Genomic DNA, 21,878 nt, shown 5'->3' with positions numbered 1-21,878 from the left:
CTTCTAAATAGTTAATCACCCTTTTTGACTTAATATTTACTACTGTCAAACCCTAATTTTAATTGATGAAAATAGTTCCAAGCGAATTCTCAAATTCTGCTTGGAACTGTTTTATTTTTGCCAAAGAAATTGCTTATAAAAATTATCAACAAAATGTAGACTCTGATAATTTATTATTAGCTCTTATAAAAGATGACAATATTACAAAAAAGATTTTAAAAAAAAATAATGTAAATTTCAAAGATCTTGAGAGAGAAATAATTTCTTCATTAAATACGAAGGCAAAAATGAAAAATCAACAAGATAATTTATATATTGGTGATTCTCTACATAAAGTATTTTTAAAAGCAAATGATATAAAAAATACTTTAGATGATTTAGTGATATCAACAGAACACTTAGTTTACGGTTTCACTTATGATAAGAAATATGGATTTAAAATCTTAAATCAAAAAGGTATTCCAGAATTTCTTGAAACTTTAAAGAAAATGAAATCAGATCCAGCAATAAAAAATGAATTTGATATTTCTAATGAGTCATTAGATAAATATGGTGTTGATCTAACCCAATCAGCAAGGGATGGGATCTTAGATCCTGTTATTGGAAGGGATGAAGAAATTAGAAGAACAATTCAAATACTGAGTAGAAGAACAAAAAATAATCCCGTTCTTATTGGAGAACCAGGGGTTGGTAAAACAGCCATCGTTGAAGGGTTGGCTCAAAGAATAATTAATGGCGATGTACCTTCTGCGCTACAAAATAGAAAACTAATTTCATTAGATATGGGTTCACTTATCGCTGGAGCAAAATATCGTGGAGAATTTGAAGAAAGGATTAAAAATGTCCTAAAGAAAGTAAAGGAATCAGACGGTAAGATCATTCTTTTTATTGATGAAATTCATACAGTGGTTGGTGCAGGCGCCAGTGGAGGTTCTTTAGATGCAAGCAACCTATTAAAACCAATGCTTGCAAGAGGAGAACTTAGATGTATTGGTGCTACAACCATTAATGAACATAAGCAAAATATAGAAAAAGATCCTGCTCTAGAACGAAGATTTCAGAAAATAAAAATTGATTCTCCTTCAATAGATGATACTGTATCAATATTAAGAGGACTGCGGGAAAGATACGAAGTTCATCATAGTGTGAGAATTTCTGATAATGCTTTGGTTGCAGCTGCCACCCTTAGCGAAAGATATATTAACGATAGATTTCTTCCTGACAAAGCAATAGATCTAATAGATGAAGCAGCCTCAAGATTAAATATGGTCATAACTTCCAAGCCGGAAGAAATTGATGAAATTGATCGAAAAGTTTTACAGTTTGAGATGGAAAAATTATCTCTAAAAAGAGAAACTGATGATTTTTCTATAGAAAGATTAAAAAAAATCAATACTGAACTTATATCACTTAAAAGTAGACAGGCAGAATTAGGCGCTCAATGGAAAAAAGAAAAAAATGAAATTGATGAAATTAGCACCATAAAAGAAGAAATTGAATCGATTCAACTACAAATAGAACAAGCCAAGAGGAGTTTTGACCTCAATAAAGCAGCAGAATTAGAATTTGGAACTTTAAATTCTTTACAAAAAAAATTGAAAGAAAAAAGTGATTTCTTAGTTAATTCTCACAAAAAAGGAGAGACGAGTCTTTTAAGGCAAGAGGTAACTTTCGATGATATTGCAGAAGTTGTCTCAAAATGGACCTCTATTCCAGTTCAGAACTTAAACCAGTCAGAAAAAGATAAGCTCTTAAGCCTCGAATCGATCCTTAAAGAAAAAATTATTGGTCAAGATAGTGCAATTAGGGCAGTTGCAGATTCCATTAAGAGATCAAGGACTGGGCTAAATGATCCAAACAAACCATTAGCCAGTTTCCTTTTTTTAGGTCCAACTGGTGTTGGGAAAACAGAGCTAAGTAAAGTAACAGCAAAATTTATATTCGATTCAAATTCTTCAATTACAAGACTTGATATGTCTGAATATATGGAAAAGCATTCAGTTAGCAAAATTATAGGTGCGCCTCCTGGATATTTAGGTTTCGAATCAGGAGGACAACTAACAGAAGCTGTTCGCAAAAATCCCTATTCATTAATACTTCTAGACGAAATAGAGAAAGCTCACAAAGATATCGTAGATATTCTTTTACAGGTTCTTGATGATGGAATCATTACTGATGGTCAAGGTCGTACAATCAATTTCAAAAATTCAATCATTGTTCTCACAAGTAATTTAGGAAGTCAATCAATAAATGATTTATCAGTTAGAAAAGAAGATACAAATGAAATCAAAAAAATTGTAGATAATGAACTCAAAAAATTTTTCAAGCCTGAGTTTTTGAATCGACTTGATGAAATAGTTATCTTTAATAATTTAGAATTAAATGACATAAAAGAAATTGCAAAAATCCAGCTTCACAATCTAGAAAAAAGACTTAACAAAAAAAACTTAAAATTTAAAATTACGGATGATGTTATTAACCAACTGGTTGAAAATAGTTTCGATTATGCCTATGGTGCCAGGCCGTTAAAAAGAATTATTCAAAAACAAATTGAGACAAAAATCTCAAACAATATATTGAATAATCATTACCTTAAAAAAGACGAGATTAATATTTATCTGGCTAATGGACAGATAATTGTTGATTAAAGATCTAAATTAAAGAATTCTATAAAACTTGAAATTTGACAACTCTAATCTAAGATTTGAACCAATCAGGAATTTCCTCAAAACTTGCTTTATTAGATTTATTTTCTTTTGATTCCGTTTTCCAACAACATGTTCTACCCTTATCCTTATCCTGCAAGTATTCATTAGCCCATCTCCAAATTAATTCAGAAGTGAACTCCATTCCCACATTATCCATAATTCTCAGATCTAAAGCATCTAAGTCATGTAATTTTTCCCAGTAATTCAACAAAGGGTCATCTTTATTTATTAAAAAAGTATGGTCAAACTGCTCCTTTAGTCTATTTTCTAGAGGCTTTAGACTTGAAAAATCGACAACAAAACCATTATGGTCTAATTTTTTTGCAGTGAACCAAAAGGTGAATGATCTGGAATATCCATGAACAAATCTGCAGTGGCCTTGATGGCGCCATTGCCTATGTGAACAGGGAAAATCCTCGTAACTTTTGCTGCATGAAAATTTTATAGAATGAATATTCATCAATTAACTGATAGGATAATTTTTAATAAAACACATTGAAAAGGATTTAACATAACGAGCATGATGATTTATTCAACTAATTTTTCGATAGAGGACCTACGCTTTGATAATAATGGATTAATCCCTGCAATAGCACAAGATTGGCTTGACGGATCAATTCTTATGCTTGCTTGGATGAACAAAGAATCTTTGGCAATGACACTTGAAACCAAAAACGTTCATTACTGGAGTAGATCAAGATCTGAAATTTGGAGAAAAGGCGCTACAAGTGGAAGTACTCAAATACTTAAGGAGATAAGATTCGACTGTGATAATGATGCACTAATCCTTTTGATTGAACAAAATGGTTCAGGAGCATGTCACACAGGGGAAAAAAGTTGTTTTTTCAATGAAATCCAAATTAATCAAAATGATAAAAAAGAGAAAAAAACAACTCCTTTCTCAAATATTTGCTCTGAATTATTTAATACAATTCATGAAAGATCAATAAATCCAACAGAAAAAAGTTACACAAATCATTTATTAACAAAAGGCAGTAATACTATTTTGAAAAAAATAGGAGAAGAATCCGCAGAATTTATAATGGCTTGCAAAGATAATGATAAAAATTCAATCTCAAATGAGGCTGCTGATTTAATATATCATCTGCAAGTAGCTCTAAAGCATAAGGGGGTTGAGTGGAGAGATGTACTTAATGTTCTTGAATCAAGAAGAAAAAATTAAATAATTAAAATTTAGAATTTATAAAAAATTTTTTTAACCAAAAAATTTGAAAAAAATGTTAATTAATTAATCAATAATTATTAATTAATTATTAATTAATTATTACATGTATGGCTTATTACTGAATTAACTATAAGTTGAATATATCAATGATGAGGTAAATCGTGAGTTCATTAAGCGATTTTCTTGGTGAAATAGGTCGTCATCAACTATTGACTCCTGAAAGAGAACTCACTATGGGCAGAAAAGTCCAAGAAATGGTTTTGCTTGTTAATAGATGTCAAGAGGCAGGTGGTAAAGGCCCTGCTTGTGAATATTCAGAAGCTGAAAGAAAAAAGATAAAAATAGGGGAAAAAGCTAAAAATGAAATGATAACGGCCAATCTAAGATTAGTAGTTAATCTTGCCAAGAGATACCAAGGAAAAGGACTTGAATTGCTTGACTTAATTCAAGAGGGAACATTAGGCCTTACAAGGGCGGTTGAGAAATATGATCCCTCAAGAGGACACAGATTTTCTACTTATGCTTATTGGTGGATCAGACAAGGCTTAAATAGAGCTTTATCCACTCAAAGTAGAACTATTAGGATACCTGTAAATATCAATGAAAAACTTACCAAATTAAGATCAGCAAAATCAAAGCTTATGCAACTTAAGGGCATTCCACCTAAAAGCGAGGATCTGGCTGAAGAAATGAAAATAACTAAAGAGGAAATTGATGAACTCTTATCTTGTGAATTAAGAAGTATTACTGTAAGTCTTCAAGGTACTGTTAAATCAAAGTCAGATCCCTCTGAATTGGTTGATATTCTTCCAAGCGATCAAACTCCTCCAATGGAGTTAGCGGAATTAGCCGAAAGGACCGCATCTGCTTGGAAGTTATTGGACAAAGCAAATTTAACTGAAAAAGAAAGAAAGATAGTTAGCCTAAGATTTGGTTTGGACGGTTCAAATGAGTGGAGAACCTTAGCTGAGGTGGCTAGACATATGAGTTGCAGTAGAGAATATTGCCGACAAGTCGTTCAGCGTGCCTTAAGAAAACTAAGAAAGGCCGGAATACAGAATGGATTAGTTGATAGTATAAGCTAAAAATTACTAGTAAAAATTCTTAAAATTTTATTATGTAAGGATGAAAGAAAATTACAAAGGCCAAGAAAAAATTTATGATGCTGAAGTATTAGAAAGTTCAACATTTGATGAGAATATCATCATCAAAATTCTTATTAAAGCAGGAAAAACAATTGCCAAGCCTGCCTTAGAAGTTTTAGAAATGGCAGTTGACCCTTTCACTCCAGCACAAGTAAGGGTTTCGTTGATGGCTGCGCTAGCTTATTTAATTATGCCATTTGACCTTTTCCCAGACTTTATGCCACTTGTTGGTTTTAGTGATGATTTTGTAGCGCTCACAGCAGTACTTAGCATATGGAGCAAATATATGACTCCTTCAATAAGAGCAAGAGCAGAAAAAAAGCTTAATAAGTTATTTCCTTTTTATTGAATGAGTAAATTATCTCAGCAAGAAGAAAAAGAATTAATCTCCTTCATCAAGGATTGGTTAAAATCTCATGGATTTAATCAAAAAGACTTGGCATATGAATTAAATATTAAATCTAGTAGAACCTCCGAGATTATTCTAAAAATAAAAGAATTATATAAAAAAGGTGGTATGTTCAATATCGCAAAAAATCTTATAAAGATTGAACAAAAGTGGGTAAACAATTTAAAAGATAACTCTCAAGAGATAAAGCAAACACCACCGTATAATCAATTAGATATAGACTCTTTGGTAAACCAAATAAATCAAGACATTAATGGATAAATATTATTTATGAAAAATATATTTGAACTAGGAATCATCTTCTTTCTAAACAAAGAAAGCTCAAACAAAATTTGTTAATTTTAAATTAAACATGTATCGCAAAAATTCCATAAAGTAAAAATTTATATTAAAAATTTAAAAACTTTTTTTAAATTTTATTTTAAACAAATTTATTTTAATTGATAAGTTAGAGCTATTTATATATATTTTTAAATCATCTTTAAAAAGCCTGAATCCAGGGATATATATCATAATTAGTCCATATACCTTTTTTCCAATATATATCTTCCTCAATAAGATCTCTTAATTGTTTTTCATTATTAACATTAAAAATTCCAAACAAATATTTAGTACATTTTGTTGGTCCTAAAGTAACTAAAATATTCTGATCTTTTAAGTTTTTAAGTCTATTTAGATGTTTTTCTCTAAATGGTTCCCTTTTAACTATTGCTTCATCGCAATACTTTCCAAAAACTACAAACTTTTCCATTTTAAAAGATAACTAATAGAGTAAATACATAATAAATAATTGCATATATTACATACAAATTGCTATCTTATTTAAAAAGAACTATCACATAATTATGCTCACTGGTAGCGAACTTCTTTCAAAAGTTAAAGAACTTGTGGACGTTAGTAAGTCTGACCTTGTTCGCGCTTGTGGATATGTTTCCACTAAGAAAAATGGGGCTGAACGCCTAAACTTCACCGCATTTTATGAAGCACTTCTAGAAGCAAAAGGAATCAATCTAGGTGATTCTGGAGTCGCAGGTATTGGCAAAGGCGGAAGAAAACTAAGTTACATAGCTAAAGTACAAGGAAATGGGAACCTTTTAATTGGGAAAGCATATACAGCACTTCTAGATCTGAAAGTAGGTGACGAATTCGAAATTAAGCTTGGAAGAAAACAAATAAGATTATTACCCACTGCAGAATCTCAAAAGTAAATAAATAAATTTGATTATTAATTTATAGTTACCTACTTAGTAAATTTTTTAATTTATCTTGTTTTTTAACTTTTTTGATCAGCAGCTAAACGCATATCTTTACAAAAGTTACCAACATGATTAACTACATCTTTTGCACTTGAATTAGAAATTCGTTTTACAAATGCACTGCCAATAATTACTCCATCAGCTCCCCATTCTCGGACTTTATTAACATGATCAGGTGTGGATATTCCAAAACCAACAGCAATAGGATTAGAATTTATTTTTTTTAATTTAGTAATAAGATTTTCTACTCTATTTTCCATTTTGTTTCTCTCGCCAGTAACACCAGTAACGCTAACTAAATAAATAAAACCTTTCGTATGATTAGAAATTTTTTTCATTCTTTCAAAAGGAGTTGTTGGAGCTACCAGTAGAATCAAGTCCATTGAATGGGTACTAACTATTTCAGAAAATTTATAAGCTTCCTCTAAAGGTAGATCAGGAATTATAAGTCCAGAAACTCCAGCATTGGAGGCTATCTCACAAAATTTCTCAAAGCCAAAACATAACAGAGGATTTAAGTAAGTAAAAAGTACGATGGGAATATTTAATTTACCTTTTAAAGACTCTAAAAGAGCAATTACTTTTATTGGTGTAGTCCCTGAATTTAGTGCCCGATATGCAGATAGTTGAATAGTAGGTCCGTCTGCGAGAGGATCACTATATGGGATTCCCAATTCAATAAGGTCAGCGCCATTTTCTTGCAACGCTAATAATATCTCGGATGTTTTTTCAATATTGGGGTCTCCAGCCATTATGAAAGGCATTAAAGCTAATTTTTTATTATTTTTTAACTCATTAAACTTCTCATCTACCTTTGATGAAGATTCATTTTTGAACATTTGCATTTTGTTTTCTTTCATTAATTTTTGATTTTATCCTGTGAAGATTTATGGATTTTTTTCTAAATCTTCCATTAGTTTTTCTTGCTCTTCTTTTGACAATTCATTGAACTGAGCTTCTAGTTTATCATTAACAACTTTTTCATATTTTTTTCTATAACGTTTCCTTTGTTCCATAAAAGTCATTTTTCCATTTAAAACTCTATAAACGTAGGATGAAACCCAAAAAATAACAATCAGAATTAAGATGCAATTGGAAATAGTACTAGCTGCAAAATTATCGATGCCAATTTTAGGTGCTAATTTGTAACTTACTAATCCTAATAATGATACAAAAATTCCTATTTGAACAACTTTACCTTTAGTCAACTATTTACCCTTTATTACTTCCTTTTAATCTAAGATTTAAAAATGGGGAAAATAAAATTAAACCTGGAAAAAAAAGAAATACTAGTCCGTAAATTCCTAATCTCTCAAATTTACCCATATCATTCCATCTATTATTCATCCAGTAAAATAGTAATAACGGAACAACTAATAAATATAAAGAAATAACCCCAACATAGGCAATTAAGGTAAAGAATGAATTATTTAAAATATTTTCCATTTTGATTTATAGATTCCTAGTTAAAACATAACAATAATTAAAAGTCATCGTAAGAACTAAAAATAAATACTTTAAAAGTGGGAGTGGGGGGACTTGAACCCCCACGAGCTAAAGCGCTCGACGGATTTTAAGTCCGGCGCGTCTACCAATTCCGCCACACTCCCAGAGGAATTTGCGCATATTTATCGTAGCTGAAAGCACCTCAATTAACCAAGAAAAATTGAAAAATTTACACTTATCTGATATGAATTGTTAAGCATGATGTCCACTATTTAATATGCTGGGTATATTTCATTTTATTTTAGATAATTTCAGATTATTCCTAAAATGCATAAAGATTCCAGTAGAAAGTAAAAACTCATAAATTTCTAAATCATTTCTTATATGCTCAATAGTTGAAGCCCAAGATATTTCATAATAAAAAATATACAAAGCAGTTATCAAGAAATATAAACTTAGTTTTTTGCTTGGTATTGAAGTAAGATATGAGAATTTTCTCCATCCAATCCATCCAAAAAAAATGCAAATGATTATCAATATAGGATCAAGAAATAAATTATGAAAAAAAGGAAGATTATGCAGATTAGTTTCGCCTTGAATACTTATTGCCGTTAGTGAATCTAATGAAAAGCCTGTAATTCTCTCACCCCAACTTATTTCTTCTGCAGCAATAAAAAAGCATAAAGCACTAAGAAACAACCAAATGAATGAATTCAAGGAGTTTTTATTTTTACTTTTACAAAAAATTAAAATGCCAAATATTGATGAAAAAAAGTATTCAAGGAACTGTAACCATTCCAAAGGACCATCTTCTAATTTCAATAGATCAAACCAAGTTTTACCAACAATCGTTCCTCCAAAAGGAAGAATGTAAATAAATCCATAAATAAAAATTAAGTAATAAATAGGAAATAAATCTACTTCCGGGGAAAAAGAACCCCATGGTGTTTTAATTAATTTCAAGATTTAAAATGACTATTAACGATAACAAAATTATTTTATATGCTTAATAAGCTGTTTTAGACATAATATGAATGTGTGAAATATCTATGATGTATATCGTGGGAAATTTATACCATTCGGACAGATTGTAAATATTAAAGAAATTAGCCCTATCCAAACTTATTTAGCAAATATCTCATTTAAAAAAGAAGAACTTAAAACTTTATACTCTTGTTTGATAGTAAGATTTAATCTTATTTGTTAATTTACTATCCCTTCGACTTGCCATTGTAAAGTTTCACCTGCGTGAAATGGTTTTATTTGTCCAACAATATTTTTTTCTTCAACAACATCAATAAATTCTAAAATTTTATTAGACCTAGACACCAGTTTTAATTTTTCCTTGTTAATGGGTACATTATAAAAGTTGGGGCCATTCAAACTTGCAAACTTCTCAAAATTTTCTAAAGCATTTTCCTCTTCAAATGCTTTCAAATAGCTTGCTATTGCAACTGGCGAATTAAAAATTCCAGCACAACCGCAAAAAGCCTTCCACTTTCTAAGATGTGGAGCAGAATCAGTTCCCAAGAAGAAACATTCTTTCCCACTAGTTGCAGCTTTCCTTAAAGCTATTCTATTTTTCTCCCTTTTAGCGACTGGTAAACAGTAAAAGTCGCTATTTAAGCCTCCAAAAAACATTGCATTTCTATTTATATGCAAATGATGGGGAGTGATAGTTGCTCCAATATTATTTTCTTGAACAAAATCCACAGCATAAGCAGTGGTGATATGTTCTAAAACGATTTTTAATTTTGGAAATCTTTTAACTATTGGGAAAAGCTCTCTATCTATAAAAACTTCCTCTCGATCAAATACATCCACATCAGAATCAGTCACTTCCCCATGAATTAAAAGAGGCATTCCAGAATCTTGCATTAATTCAAAAATCTTATATAGATTTTCTATTTTTTTTACTCCATGACTGGAATTGGTAGTACCATTTGCAGGATACAATTTTGCTGCAAAAAAGATATTATTATTGAAACCATTTATTAGTTCTTCTTTATCAGTATCATCTGTAAGATACATTGTCATTAGTGGTTCAAACTTAGAACTTTCTGGTAACGCTTCAACAATAGATTTTTTGTAAGAGATAGCTCTTTCAACAGATTTAATGGGAGTTTTAGTATTAGGCATAACGATTGCTCTTCCAAAAAATTCGGAAGTAAAGTGAATGATATTTTTTAATACAAGACCTTCTCTTAAATGTAAATGCCAATCATCAGGTTTTATTATGGTTAAAGTCTTCAAAATTTTTTCTATTTAGTCAATTTTAACAGCAAATCAAAATTGACAATAATTTATAGATATTCGAGGATAGTTATTAACCAATTTTGAAAATTTTTATAAATTAAATAAAATCCTAAATATGAGTGATTTTTTATTTCCAGTAATAGAAATAGTTTTAGGAGTACTTTTACTTTTTGCTGGAGGAGAGTTCTTTATTCAAGGAGCCATATTTTTATCTTTAATTTTAGGAATACCTCAAATAGTAATTGGATTAACGGTTGTTTCTCTTGGAACAAGCTCTCCTGAATTGTTGGTAAGTTTAAGTTCAATTTTAAAAGGAAGTGATTCGCTTGCGGCAAGCAATGTAATCGGAAGCAATATTTTTAATGTTCTTGTAGTTTTAGGCATAAGCTCATTAATAACCCCTCTTAAAGTAAAAAGCAGAATAGTCAGGAGAGATGTACCTCTATTAATGGCTATCTCTTGCGCAGTTTGGGCTATGTCATCAACAGGCTTATTAACATTGCAAGCAGGGGTCTTTCTAATATTTTGTTTAATCTTAAATACAATATGGGAAATTAATACCATCAATGAGAAAGGAGAAGAGACAAAAGATGCTGAACCAGAAATTGAAGGATTTAATGATAACAATAAAGGGAAGCTTAACATTTTACTAAAGTTAATATTGGGAATATTTCTTTTAAGCTTTGGTTCAAATATTCTTGTAAATGGCTCTCAAACGCTCGCTAATCTTTTAGGGGTAAATGAGATTGTTATTGGTTTAACTATCGTTGCCACCGGAACATCTTTACCTGAATTAGTGACTTCAATAATTGCTGCATTTAAAGGCAAAACAGATCTTGCGATTGGTAATGTAATAGGAAGTAATTTGCTCAATCAACTTCTAATCCTTGGAAGTTGTAGTATTTTTTCAGGATTTAAAGGTTTAGTAATTGAACAAAGTCTAATTAAAGTTGACTTACCTTTTATGGTTTTAACTACCTTTGCATGCTTACCAATTTTCTGGAGCAAAGGGAAAATCACTAGAATTGAGGGATTTATTTTGATTAATTTTTATATTTTTTACATTCTCGATAAGATACTCTTTTTGAATGGTTTTAATTATCTCTCTGAATTAAGGATAGGATTATTTATTTACTTTTCACTACTTATAGTAATTCTATTTGCTCAAGAAAAATTAAAATTTTCTAATTAATAATATTAGCCATACATAGTCACAAACTCTTCTGAGATAGTTGGGTGCAAGGCCATAGTAGTATCAAAGTCTTTTTTTGTTATCCCTGCATTTAATGAAATTGATACCATTTGAATAATCTCAGATGATGTTTCTCCAAACATATGACATCCCAAGACTTTATCCGTTGGCTTATGAACTACTATCTTCAACATACATTTTGATTTATTCTCTTTAAAAGTATTAGACATGGGGGTAAATTTGCATTTGAAAATTTTTATATTTTTTTCAGAGTGAATCTCTACAGCTTTTTTCTCACTTAAGCCAACTGTCGAAATTTCTGGAATGGTGAAAACGGCCTTTGGGATATATTCATAATTAACTTTTCTTTTTTGGTCATTAAAAAAGTTATCAGAAAAAACTCTCCCTTGTTCTATTGCTACTGGAGTTAAATTGGGTTTATTAATGATATCTCCAACTGCAAAAATATTTGCATTGCTTGTTTGATTAAATTCATCAACATCTAAATATTGGCCATCCATCTTTAGATTTAAAAAATCTAAATTTAAAGGCAAAAGATTTGGTTCTCTACCTGTAGCAATAAGGATATTATTAGTTTGAAGTTTATCACCTGAGTCTAAGGTAGATTCCATTTTTCCATTTACCATCTTGATAGCCTTTAATTGAGTATTGGAGATTATGTTTACGTCAGTAAACGTAGGTGATTCCTCTAGGCACAAAGAAAGATCTTCATCAAAACCATTAAGTAAATGTTGACCTCTAATTAATTGGGTTACTTCAGTTCCCAGATTACTGAAAATAGATGCAAATTCACAGGCAATATATCCCCCTCCCACTATTAATATTGAATTAGGGAATCTATCCAATTCAAAAATATCATCACTTGTCCATGCTAAATCTATTCCAGGAATATTTAATTTCTTTGGCATACCTCCTACTGAAATAAGAATTTTTTTTGAACTTATTTTATTTATAATTTTCTTTGTTTTTGGACAAATGATTTCTATTTCATTTTGAGTCGCAAATCTTCCTAAGCCCTTAAAAAAAGTTACATTCAACTTATTTAAAGAATTTCTATGTAAATTACTTAATCTGGATACCTCCTCTTTAACATTCTTCAATAAAATATTTGATTCAAAATTAACACCTCCACTTGTTAATCCATATCCTTCGGAAGAGTCTATATTTTTTTTACTTTTAGCAGCATAAACCATCAATTTTTTTGGAACACAGCCCCTTATTACACAAGTTCCTCCAATTTTATTTACTTCTATTATTGCAACTTTTGCTCCATAACTAGCTGCACGCTTAGCCGCCGCCAGTCCGCCAGATCCAGCGCCAACAACAATTAAATCAAATTCAAATTCCAAGACTTTTTTTAATCAATTATTATAACGTTAGTTATAACTTTAATTCAAATAATGAATGGTATTTTGACTTGGGATGATTTAAATAAGTTTGAAATTGAAGATCTTGATAGAGTCAATGGTATTAATAATTCATACGCAAATTTAAGATTATTTGGGCATACTGAAAATGATGTAACTGTAACCCTCTATAGGGATAGGCATTCTTGGTGTCCTTACTGTCAGAAAATATGGTTATGGCTTGAATATAAGAAAATCCCATATAGAGTCAAAAAAATAAATATGTTTTGCTACGGTCAAAAAGAAAGTTGGTTTATTGATAAAGTCAGATCGGGGAAATTACCTGCAATTGAATTTAAAGGGCATTTTATAACTGAAAGCGATGAAATCATAGCTTTTTTAGAAAATGAATTTGGAGCTCTTGGGTCTTTTATAACATCAAGTAGCCTTATTAAAATTCGAGAATTAGAAAGAGAAATTTTCAGGTCCTGGTGTAATTGGCTTTGCCGAGCAGGCTTTAATTTTATGGATAACTCTTTGAGAAAAAAAAGATTTAAAGAATCAATTTCTAAACTTGATGAAATCTTAAGTAGATCAAAATCAGGGTTTATTGATCCATCAGTATCTAATACTGGTGAGATAGAGCCTGGTGTTGGAGATATAATTTTTATTCCTTATATGGAGAGAATGAATGCTTCATTAACTTATTATAAAGGGTTTAATTTAAGATCTAATTACCTTTATTTAGATAACTGGCTTACCCTTTTTGAAGGGACAAGTGCTTATAGAGGCACTCAAGGAGACTTTCATACTCACTCACATGATTTACCCCCACAAATGGGTGGATGTTATAAAGAAAGTAATGAACAACAAATCACTTTTTCTGAGTTAATTGATACTGGAGAGGGTCTTGGTAATTATGAATTAAATAAAAGTTATGATTCTAAATATTTTGCCAAAATTGCTCTTAAAAGAGTAATAAAGCATAGAGACAATTTACTAAAAGTAAACCCATACGATAAAGAATCCTTTGAGCAATCATTGAGATCGGCTCTGACGTACATGATCAAAGGTGAAGTACGAATACCTGAGAAACTTTCAGGTATCTCTCTTAGATACTTAAAAAATAGAATATCAGTTCCAAGAGATATGCCAATTATTTCAGCAAGGTTATTAAGACAATCATTAAATAAAATTGAATCGTTAAGTGATAACAATGAAGTAGATAAGATACCCTTAAGTCATAGATACGATCAAGATCCAAGAAATTTCAATTATAATTAACTTAAAGCTATAAATTTTTTCTTGAATCTATTTGAAGTAAATCTCTTATTTTTTGAACTTGACTTGCAATATTTGGATCAATAGATAATTTTTTTTCAACTTGTTCAATGGCATACATAACTGTTGTATGATCTTTACCTCCAAATTCATCTCCTATTCTTGGTAGGCTTAGATCTGTTCCATGTCGCATAAGATACATGCCTATTTGCCTAGCTTGGCTTACTGGTTTTCTTCTACTTGAACTAATCAATTCATCTTCTGAAACTTTAAAGAAATCAGAGACTTTTTTAATAACTTGTGTTGGAGTTACAACTACTCCAACACTATTCGGATCGAGCATTGGAGCAATGGATTGGACTGTCATTGGCAAGCCTGTTATTGAAGCGAATGCAACAGCTCTAGTAAATGCTCCCTCTAATTCTCGAATATTCGAAGTGAATCTTCCAGCTATAAATTGAATTAAATCTCTCGGAAGACTTAGTCTCTCTTGTTCTGCCTTTTTTTGAAGAATAGCTGTTCTCGTCTCAAGGTCAGGAGGTTGAATATCTGCAGTCATACCCATTGAGAACCTGGAAATTAATCTCTCTTGTATTCCCGACAACTGATTTGGAGGTCTATCACTTGCGATAACTATTTGACTTCCTGATTCGTGAAGGGCGTTAAAAGTATGGAAAAATTCTTCCTGCGTATATTCTTTACCTTCTAAAAATTGTATATCATCTATTAAAATCAGATCTACACTTCTATATTTATCTCGTATAGCTGTCATTCCATCTCTTCTAATACCACTGATAACATCATTAGTAAAAGTCTCTGTAGATACATATTTTACTTTTGCTTCTGGATCAATTTCAACTCGATAATGGCCTATTGCTTGCATTAAATGAGTTTTACCAAGACCTACTCCACCACAAATAAATAGTGGGTTAAATTCTCTACCAGGAGATTCAGCTACTGCTAAAGCTGCTGCATGAGCCAACCTACTATTTGGACCTACAACAAATCTTTTAAAGACATAGCGTAAATTTAAACCGTTAGAATTTTTGGATCGATTTTTTGAAGAATTAATTTGGCTATTATTTATAGTTAAAGATTTTGCTTTATGATTTACGTTCTCCTCATAAAAGTTTTCTTTATTTATTGTTTGGTTGCTTATATTCGTTTCAGATTTAAAAACAACTTTTACATCATGGCCACAAATTTCTTTTGCAGCTTTTTCGATAGTTTCACAATAATTCTTTCTTAACCAATCACTGGAAAATGTATTAGGAGCGATTAAGGTCAATAAACCATTTTCAAAGCAATTAAATTTAGCAGGCCTTATCCATGTCTCAAATGAAGGCTTACTTAAAGTTTTTTGTAGTGATATTTGAACTTCCGCCCAAATTGGATTAGTTGCTTGCAAAATTTTATTCTCTAGATTATTAATCTAGTTGGAATTTAATAATTGGCCATTATCAAATCATAAGATCACGATAAATTTAAAATTACTTAACAATGCATCATCAAAATTCATAAAAACTAATTTTCTATTTTTATAGACATATAATTTTTATAAAACATTCTGAAGTATTGGATAAAACATTACTTATTATCATGGCAAAATGGCATGGTTTTGGAAGATGCAAAACAAGATTATCAAAAGATATAGGTAAAAGTAATTCTGCAAAAGTACAAAGCGTAATGACCAGACATACTATTTCAGTAGCCAAATCTCTTCAAAAAACTCAACTAATTCATATTTCTATAGCTATATCTGGTTTAGGAAAAAAAAATTGTAGTCGATGGTCAAATAAATTAGGCATTAAAACATTCAATTTACAGGGGAAAGGATGCTTAGGAGAAAAAATGAAAAGACAAATAATATTCAACAAAAAATTTTGTTACCAACAGAAGATCAAAAATATTATTTTTATTGGTACTGATCTTCCAGATTTATGTCATCAAGATTTATTGCACGCTATGAGAGGTCTACAACAAAATGATCTTATTTTAGGGCCATCTACTGATGGAGGTTATTGGCTTATTGGTTTATCAAAAAAAATAATATCGAAACATCTTCATTTACCTTTTATTAATATTAAGTGGGGTACGGAAAATGTTCTTCAAAATACACTTGATAATTTTGCTTCTACAAAATTAAAACTTAAGTTTTTAGAAAGCAAAATAGATATAGATAAAATATGTGATATTGAAAATAGAAGGTAATTAATTTGTCCAGGATATCAGTTATCATTCCAACTATCAATGAAGCAAATAATTTGCCATCATTGCTTTCAGACTTGGCATTTATTCAGAATGAGGGGGAAATTATTATTGTTGACTGTGGTAGTAAAGATAAAACAATTGATATAGCAAATATTTATGGTGCAAAAGTATATATGTCAAAAGAAAAAAATCGAGGTTTACAATTAAATATTGGTGCTAAGAAGTCTGTTGAAGAGTGGCTGGTATTTCTGCATGCAGACACAAGATTAAGTCACGATTGGATGATAAAAATAAATTCAGTTTTAAAGGGAGACAAGGATTACATTTACTATTTTAAATTTAAAATTAATAACAAAAAGTTTATTTATAGAATCCTCGAGATTTTTGTAAATTTTAGAAGCAAATTTTTCAAACAACCGTATGGTGATCAAGGTTTAATAATTCATAGAAATACTTATTTTAAGAATAGTGGTTTTAGAGAGATACCTTTAATGGAGGACGTAGATTTTTTTAGGAGATTAAATAATAAAAAAGATTTAAAACAATTAAATTTAACTATTTTGACAAGTTCAAGGAAATGGGAAGGAACTAATATTTTTCTCCAAGCACTCAAGAACTGGAACTTTAGAAGAAGATGGTTAAAAGGTGAATCGGCAAAATCTATATATCATGACTACTACAAAAATAATTAATTTGCATACCAAAAAGCGCATTTTGAGCCTCTTGGCTCTAATATCCAACCCTGTCTTTTGTAAAATGAAATAACATCTGCGTCAGCAAAGAGGGTAACTTTTGTGATTCCAATATTTTTTAATTCTTTTAGGATATATTTCATTAACTCTTTCCCTAATCCTTGTCCTTGATAGACAGGATTAATCGCGACATCCCAGACTGTTGCCTCTAGAATTCCATCTCCAGTGCATCTTGCGAAGCCTACTAGCCTAGGAAATTTATCATCATGACGCCATAAACTAACCACCAAAATACTAAAATCTAAAGCTCTTTTAACTCTTCTTATTGGTCTTCTGCTCCAACCAACAGATTGCAAAAGTTGATCTAGTTCTATTAGATCTAACTCTTTACTATTACTACATACAAAAATTTCATCCTTATTTTTTTGAGTGAATTCATGAGCATTCAAACCATAAATATCTAAAAGTTCATTTCTAGATATACTGTTCGATTTTTTTATTGATGACCCTTGGTTTTTAAAAATCATTAAAAATTTGCAAATCCTTTTTGTTGAAGCTCGGAGAGCTGAAAATATAAACCCTTTTTCATTCTCAATTCATTATGTGTTCCCTCTTCAACTAATGATCCTCCTTTTAAAACTAAAATCTTATCAGAACCTTCAATAGTTGCCAGTCTATGAGCTATTACTAATGCTGTTCTTTTTGTAAGAATTCTTTCAAGATCTCTCTGCAAAGTCGCCTCGGTAGATGGATCCATAAAAGCTGTAGCTTCGTCCATTATCAAAATAACAGGATTTCTTATCGCTACTCGAGCTACTGAAAGAAGTTGCCTCTCTCCAGAAGAGAGATTTCCCCCTCTTTCTCTGAGAGAAGTGTTCAAACCATCTGGTAATTTTTTTAACAAACTATTTAATCCTAAATCTTTACAAAGATTTTCTAATTCAATATTGTCTATATTTGCATTTAGTTTCAAATTATCTGCAACATTTCCGCTAAAGATAAAAGTATCTTGCAGAACTACTCCCAACATATTTCTAAGGGTTGCAATAGGAATATCTTTTATATTTACATCATCTATTAAAATTTGACCTGATTGAGGTTCATACAATCTACATAACAATCTAATTATGGTTGTTTTACCTGAGCCAGTTGGTCCCACGAAGGCTACATGCTCTCCTGGATTTATCAAGAAAGATAAATTCTTCAGGATAATTTCGTCCTCTTTGTAGAAGAAATGAACATTTTTGAATTCAATTTTACCCTTAAATTGCTTATTAGCACTTTGGGCATCTTCTGAAAAATGATTTGCAGGAATAGCATCTTTAATTTGAATTTCTTCATCCAATAATTCATTTATTCTCTCAACAGCTGTAAGACCTCCTTGAATCTGAGTAAATCTTTCTGCAAGTTGCCTTAAAGGTTCAAAGAGTCTTTGGGAATATAAAATAAAAGTTGTTAATGTCCCTAAACCAATATTTCCAGAGGTAACAAAATACCCCCCAACTGCTAAAACTAAGGCAACTGCGGCAAGAGAAATCCACTCTATAAAAGCTGAAATGCTACTGTCATAAAATATTGTTCCATTAACTGCTTTCTTGTAAGCAACTCCAGTATTAGAAAATTTCTTACTATTGAAAGCCTCTCTTCTGAACATCTGAACGACTTCAAGACCTTGAAGATTTTCTTGAAAATCAGAGTTGAGTTGAGATAACTCTTCTCTTACTTGATAATTGGCTTTTCTATATCGTTTTTGAAGCCAAATAATAAAATATGAAACAGGGATTTGAGTTAAGAGCAATAAAATGGCAAGCCCTCGATCAATTGATAGCATTGTCAAGGAAATTACTATCAGGCTTACAAAGTCAGCAATGACTCCAACTGCCCCACTACCAAAAACTTCGGCTAAAGCATCAACGTCATTTGTTAATCTCGTTAACAATTTCCCAACAGGCATTTTATCGTGATAATTAAGAGATAAAGATATTGAATGATCAAAAAGCTCTCTCCTTATCCTTGCTGTCAAACGTTGTCCGACTGCTTGGATATTGTAAGTTTGGTATCCTTGCAAAACTAACCTAAATAAAACCGTTATAAATAAAGTTAAGATTATGGCATTTATTGACTGCCCAAAAAAAGTTTTACTTAACCAAACATCTGTACTTTCATTCTTAAGGATGGTAATTGCTTGACCAACTAATAATGGTTGAATAGCTCCAGAAAAAGAGACAGGTAACAAAACTATTAAGATTAAATAGATTGTTTTTTTATCTTTAGTTAAATATTTACCTAACTTTTTAATTCTTCTAAAATCATTAAACATTAAGCTATTCTTTTATATAACATTAGTAGATTCTATTGATAAAATCGTATCTCTGAGATGATTATCATCTAACCTCATAGATAAAGGATTCCCAATTAGTCTCGCAGTCGAGTAGAAAAGATCATCTATTTTAATTAAACCATTCTCCTTAAGAGTTTTTCCCGTTGCAACCAAATCAACTATTGCCTCTGCCATACCTGTAATAGGTCCAAGCTCTACTGATCCTGTCAAATGAACTATTTCTACAGGAATGTTTAATTCATCAAAATAAGATCTTGCTGTTTTTATAAATTTACTTGCTACTTTACAATTCGCTGGGAGATCAGTTGGTTTTGAATAATTGCTATTTTTCTTAACTGCCAATGACATGTGACAGCCCCCAAATCCTAAATCTAATAACTTTGCAACTTTTAATTCAGATTCTCGTAAAACGTCATACCCAACAATACCTAAATCAGCCTGACCATAACTTACATAAACAGGAACATCTCCATTTCTTACTAATAAAGCTTTTGCCCGTTTGCAATTTGATTCAAAGGTTAATGATCTGTTATTTTCGTCCAACGCATCTGAGAAATCTAACCCAACTCTTTTAAAAGTTGAAATTGAATCTTTTAACAGAGCTCCTTTTGGTAAAGCTATAGTAAACATAGATCAATTTCTTCCGAAGATTCTTCATTCTAAGTTAACAATGGAATTTAATAAAGCTCGAAATATAATCGGACTTAGAGTTTTAAGTGATAATGTCATTTGGTTATGGGTAAAAGATAAATCCGTTGTGGTTGTAGATCCATCTGTTCACGAACCAGTAATTAGATATATAGATGAAAACAATTTTCAATTAGAAGCTATTTTACAAACTCATCACCATTCAGACCATATTGGAGGGACGAAGTCTCTTATTGAAAAATGGCCAAATGTAAAGGTAATTGCTTCCTCTAAAGAAAAAAAGCGAATACCTTTGCAAAATGTATCTGTAGAAGACGGAGAAACTTTGAATATTTTAGGTGAAGAAGTAAAAATAATTGAAGTATTAGGACATACAAGCTCACATATTGCTTTCTTTATAAATGGAGGAAATCCTGTTATTTTTATTGGTGACACATTATTTTCTGGAGGCTGTGGAAGAATTTTTGAGGGAACTTATCAACAAATGTATTCTTCACTCGAAAGGATCAAATCACTACCAAAAAATACTCTCATATATTGTGCACATGAATATACAAAAGCAAATATATTGTGGGCATTGAATCTCAAGCCAAAAGATCAAAATATAAAAAATAAACTTTCGGAAGTTGAAAAAAAACTTTCTCTTAATGAATTGACAATTCCATTTTTACTTGAAGAAGAGATGAAAATAAACCTTTTCTTAAGAGCAAAAAATTTAGAAGAATTTACTTTTTTAAGAGCAAATAAAGATTTATGGGTTTAAATAGATAGGTATCTTATTAAACAAATGTCCGCCAAACAAGTAATTAAAACATCAAATGCTCCAGATCCAGTAGGACCCTATAATCAAGCAATAAAAGCTGGGGATTTTATCTATTGTTCTGGTCAAATTGCTATAGACCCAGATTTAAACGAAATAACATGTTTAGGTGATATAGAGAAGGAAACTATTCAAGTTTTAAAAAATCTCGCAGAAGTTCTTAAAGCTGGTGGAGCCAAAATAGAAGATGTAATAAAAACAACCATCTACTTAACAGACTTAAGTAATTTTCAAATTGTCAATAAAATATATAGTGATTTTTTTAATGTAGAGAATCCTCCAGCAAGGGCTTGTGTGGAAGTTTCATCTCTACCAAAAGGAGTTTTAGTTGAAATAGATTGCGTTGCATTTCTAGATTAATTTCTAATTATTGAGAAATTTAAAATATGAACCAATTGTGCACCATTGTTGTATAGATTATTAATTGATAATTCATCTTTGATCTATGTCAGCATCAAAGCTTAATATAGATGAACTAGAAGCTGGTTATCCTTTATTTTGCAAAGCTCTTAGACTATTAATTTTAAAAGGAAACTCAGTTAAAGATATTGAAAAGACAGTGTGTTGGAGTCATCTTGAAACTTTAAATAGATGTCTTCCTGGTAGATATAAAGCCCCAACATATTTAATGGCTTTAATCAAAAGAGATATTGCCAAGCCAAATAATTATTAAAAAGGACTAGTGTTCTAAATAAAATTTATCAATATCCATTGAAAAGTTTTTTTCCTTGTCTGATATTTTTTTATTATCTAAAAATATTGAAAGACTTACAAAATTCTTACCGAAACTGATATTTGGATAGATATCTCTTTCTTTACATAATTTCTCAATTTCCCCCATGAATTTACTAATTTTTGAGTATTGATCAAATTCAAATCTTTTTTCAATCCTCAAAGGTGATTCTCTTTCATTCCACATT

Annotated in this window: 26 protein-coding genes and 1 tRNA gene; 13 read left to right on the top strand and 14 right to left on the bottom strand. The window is 30.6% G+C overall.

Annotation, left to right across the window (positions count from 1 at the left end; all coding sequences use genetic code 11):
* The first annotated feature begins 65 nt into the window (after positions 1-65).
* The gene (locus EU91_RS07995; protein ID WP_032523713.1) at positions 66-2,648 is read left to right on the top strand and encodes an ATP-dependent Clp protease ATP-binding subunit; all 2,583 of its coding nucleotides are present in this window, start codon (positions 66-68) and stop codon (positions 2,646-2,648) included.
* A 49-nt stretch (positions 2,649-2,697) separates the two neighbouring features.
* On the opposite strand, the gene EU91_RS08000 is transcribed toward EU91_RS07995, so the two are convergent.
* Entirely contained in the window at positions 2,698-3,168 is a 471-nt protein-coding gene (locus EU91_RS08000; RefSeq protein ID WP_032523712.1) for a 6-carboxytetrahydropterin synthase, read from the bottom strand.
* A 63-nt stretch (positions 3,169-3,231) separates the two neighbouring features.
* On the opposite strand from EU91_RS08000, the gene hisIE reads away from it, so the two are divergent.
* From hisIE to EU91_RS08020, 4 genes are all read left to right on the top strand, one after another.
* Positions 3,232-3,891, top strand: a complete 660-nt coding sequence (gene hisIE / locus EU91_RS08005) for a bifunctional phosphoribosyl-AMP cyclohydrolase/phosphoribosyl-ATP diphosphatase HisIE (RefSeq protein WP_032523795.1) — start codon at positions 3,232-3,234, stop codon at positions 3,889-3,891.
* Between the two features lie 164 nt (positions 3,892-4,055).
* Positions 4,056-4,979 (top strand): sigma-70 family RNA polymerase sigma factor, encoded by a 924-nt coding sequence (locus EU91_RS08010; RefSeq protein WP_032523711.1) that lies wholly within the window; start codon positions 4,056-4,058, stop codon positions 4,977-4,979.
* Positions 4,980-5,019: 40 nt separating this feature from the next.
* On the top strand, positions 5,020-5,388 hold the full coding sequence (locus tag EU91_RS08015) for a YkvA family protein (protein WP_032523710.1): 369 nt from the start codon (positions 5,020-5,022) through the stop codon (positions 5,386-5,388).
* Entirely contained in the window at positions 5,389-5,709 is a 321-nt protein-coding gene (locus tag EU91_RS08020; RefSeq protein WP_032523709.1) for a hypothetical protein, read from the top strand.
* 220 nt (positions 5,710-5,929) lie between these two features.
* On the opposite strand, the gene EU91_RS0108335 is transcribed toward EU91_RS08020, so the two are convergent.
* The gene (locus EU91_RS0108335; RefSeq protein WP_032523708.1) at positions 5,930-6,199 is read right to left on the bottom strand and encodes a YciI family protein; all 270 of its coding nucleotides are present in this window, start codon (positions 6,197-6,199) and stop codon (positions 5,930-5,932) included.
* 94 nt (positions 6,200-6,293) lie between these two features.
* Between EU91_RS0108335 and EU91_RS08025 the strand changes: the two genes are divergently transcribed.
* Complete coding sequence (locus EU91_RS08025; protein ID WP_032523707.1) at positions 6,294-6,656, top strand: AbrB family transcriptional regulator; 363 nt, start codon at positions 6,294-6,296, stop codon at positions 6,654-6,656.
* A gap of 65 nt (positions 6,657-6,721) precedes the next feature.
* Here EU91_RS08025 and trpA read toward each other — a convergent pair whose 3' ends face one another.
* The 6 genes from trpA to pyrC form a co-directional block, all read right to left on the bottom strand.
* A complete protein-coding gene (trpA, locus tag EU91_RS08030; RefSeq protein WP_032523706.1) occupies positions 6,722-7,564 on the bottom strand; it encodes a tryptophan synthase subunit alpha in 843 nt (280 codons plus the stop codon).
* 27 nt (positions 7,565-7,591) lie between these two features.
* On the bottom strand, positions 7,592-7,912 hold the full coding sequence (locus EU91_RS08035) for a DUF3007 family protein (RefSeq protein ID WP_032523705.1): 321 nt from the start codon (positions 7,910-7,912) through the stop codon (positions 7,592-7,594).
* A gap of 4 nt (positions 7,913-7,916) precedes the next feature.
* A complete protein-coding gene (ndhL, locus tag EU91_RS08040) occupies positions 7,917-8,150 on the bottom strand; it encodes an NAD(P)H-quinone oxidoreductase subunit L (protein ID WP_032523704.1) in 234 nt (77 codons plus the stop codon).
* A gap of 78 nt (positions 8,151-8,228) precedes the next feature.
* Positions 8,229-8,314, bottom strand: a tRNA-Leu gene (locus EU91_RS08045).
* A gap of 127 nt (positions 8,315-8,441) precedes the next feature.
* Complete coding sequence (locus EU91_RS0108330; protein ID WP_032523703.1) at positions 8,442-9,113, bottom strand: hypothetical protein; 672 nt, start codon at positions 9,111-9,113, stop codon at positions 8,442-8,444.
* A 240-nt stretch (positions 9,114-9,353) separates the two neighbouring features.
* Positions 9,354-10,403, bottom strand: coding sequence for a dihydroorotase (gene pyrC, locus EU91_RS08050; protein ID WP_082303021.1), 1,050 nt, complete (start codon positions 10,401-10,403; stop codon positions 9,354-9,356).
* 118 nt (positions 10,404-10,521) lie between these two features.
* Here pyrC and EU91_RS08055 point away from each other — a divergent pair, with 118 nt between their 5' ends.
* Entirely contained in the window at positions 10,522-11,598 is a 1,077-nt protein-coding gene (locus EU91_RS08055; RefSeq protein WP_032523701.1) for a calcium/sodium antiporter, read from the top strand.
* Between the two features lie 5 nt (positions 11,599-11,603).
* On the opposite strand, the gene gorA is transcribed toward EU91_RS08055, so the two are convergent.
* Positions 11,604-12,968: a glutathione-disulfide reductase gene (gene gorA, locus EU91_RS08060; RefSeq protein WP_032523700.1), complete on the bottom strand. Its 1,365-nt coding sequence runs from the start codon at positions 12,966-12,968 to the stop codon at positions 11,604-11,606.
* Positions 12,969-13,019: 51 nt separating this feature from the next.
* Between gorA and EU91_RS08065 the strand changes: the two genes are divergently transcribed.
* Complete coding sequence (locus tag EU91_RS08065) at positions 13,020-14,249, top strand: glutathione S-transferase (protein ID WP_032523699.1); 1,230 nt, start codon at positions 13,020-13,022, stop codon at positions 14,247-14,249.
* 7 nt (positions 14,250-14,256) lie between these two features.
* Here the strand turns inward: EU91_RS08065 and dnaA are convergent, their stop codons facing one another.
* A complete protein-coding gene (gene dnaA / locus EU91_RS08070; protein ID WP_032523698.1) occupies positions 14,257-15,654 on the bottom strand; it encodes a chromosomal replication initiator protein DnaA in 1,398 nt (465 codons plus the stop codon).
* 191 nt (positions 15,655-15,845) lie between these two features.
* Here dnaA and EU91_RS08075 point away from each other — a divergent pair, with 191 nt between their 5' ends.
* Together EU91_RS08075 and EU91_RS08080 are read left to right on the top strand one after the other, a co-directional pair.
* Positions 15,846-16,457 carry a TIGR04282 family arsenosugar biosynthesis glycosyltransferase gene (locus tag EU91_RS08075; protein WP_032523697.1) on the top strand — a complete coding sequence of 204 codons (612 nt, stop codon included), beginning with the start codon at positions 15,846-15,848 and terminating at the stop codon, positions 16,455-16,457.
* 5 nt (positions 16,458-16,462) lie between these two features.
* Positions 16,463-17,149: a TIGR04283 family arsenosugar biosynthesis glycosyltransferase gene (locus tag EU91_RS08080; protein WP_032523696.1), complete on the top strand. Its 687-nt coding sequence runs from the start codon at positions 16,463-16,465 to the stop codon at positions 17,147-17,149.
* Here the strand turns inward: EU91_RS08080 and EU91_RS08085 are convergent.
* The 3 genes from EU91_RS08085 to hisG are packed head-to-tail and all read right to left on the bottom strand — an operon-like array spanning position 17,146 to position 20,120.
* Positions 17,146-17,676 (bottom strand): GNAT family N-acetyltransferase, encoded by a 531-nt coding sequence (locus tag EU91_RS08085; RefSeq protein WP_032523695.1) that lies wholly within the window; start codon positions 17,674-17,676, stop codon positions 17,146-17,148. The genes EU91_RS08080 and EU91_RS08085 overlap by 4 nt on opposite strands.
* Entirely contained in the window at positions 17,676-19,469 is a 1,794-nt protein-coding gene (locus tag EU91_RS08090; RefSeq protein WP_032523694.1) for an ABC transporter ATP-binding protein, read from the bottom strand. The genes EU91_RS08085 and EU91_RS08090 overlap by 1 nt, the downstream gene beginning before the upstream one ends.
* A gap of 12 nt (positions 19,470-19,481) precedes the next feature.
* Positions 19,482-20,120 (bottom strand): ATP phosphoribosyltransferase, encoded by a 639-nt coding sequence (gene hisG / locus EU91_RS08095; protein ID WP_032523693.1) that lies wholly within the window; start codon positions 20,118-20,120, stop codon positions 19,482-19,484.
* Between the two features lie 40 nt (positions 20,121-20,160).
* On the opposite strand from hisG, the gene gloB reads away from it, so the two are divergent.
* The 3 genes from gloB to EU91_RS08110 all read left to right on the top strand — a co-directional run bounded on the left by gloB (position 20,161) and on the right by EU91_RS08110 (position 21,631).
* Positions 20,161-20,901, top strand: coding sequence for a hydroxyacylglutathione hydrolase (gene gloB / locus EU91_RS08100; RefSeq protein ID WP_032523692.1), 741 nt, complete (start codon positions 20,161-20,163; stop codon positions 20,899-20,901).
* 24 nt (positions 20,902-20,925) lie between these two features.
* Positions 20,926-21,318, top strand: a complete 393-nt coding sequence (locus tag EU91_RS08105) for a Rid family detoxifying hydrolase (protein WP_032523691.1) — start codon at positions 20,926-20,928, stop codon at positions 21,316-21,318.
* An 85-nt stretch (positions 21,319-21,403) separates the two neighbouring features.
* A complete protein-coding gene (locus tag EU91_RS08110; RefSeq protein ID WP_032523690.1) occupies positions 21,404-21,631 on the top strand; it encodes a DUF3136 domain-containing protein in 228 nt (75 codons plus the stop codon).
* A 6-nt stretch (positions 21,632-21,637) separates the two neighbouring features.
* On the opposite strand, the gene EU91_RS08115 is transcribed toward EU91_RS08110, so the two are convergent.
* Entirely contained in the window at positions 21,638-21,877 is a 240-nt protein-coding gene (locus EU91_RS08115; RefSeq protein ID WP_032523689.1) for a 4a-hydroxytetrahydrobiopterin dehydratase, read from the bottom strand.
* Between the last annotated feature and the right edge of the window lies 1 nt (position 21,878).

This window comes from Prochlorococcus marinus str. GP2 (assembly GCF_000759885.1).
GTDB classification, from domain to species: domain Bacteria; phylum Cyanobacteriota; class Cyanobacteriia; order PCC-6307; family Cyanobiaceae; genus Prochlorococcus_A; species Prochlorococcus_A marinus_J.
This window is presented reverse-complemented; position numbering and strand designations above follow the sequence as displayed.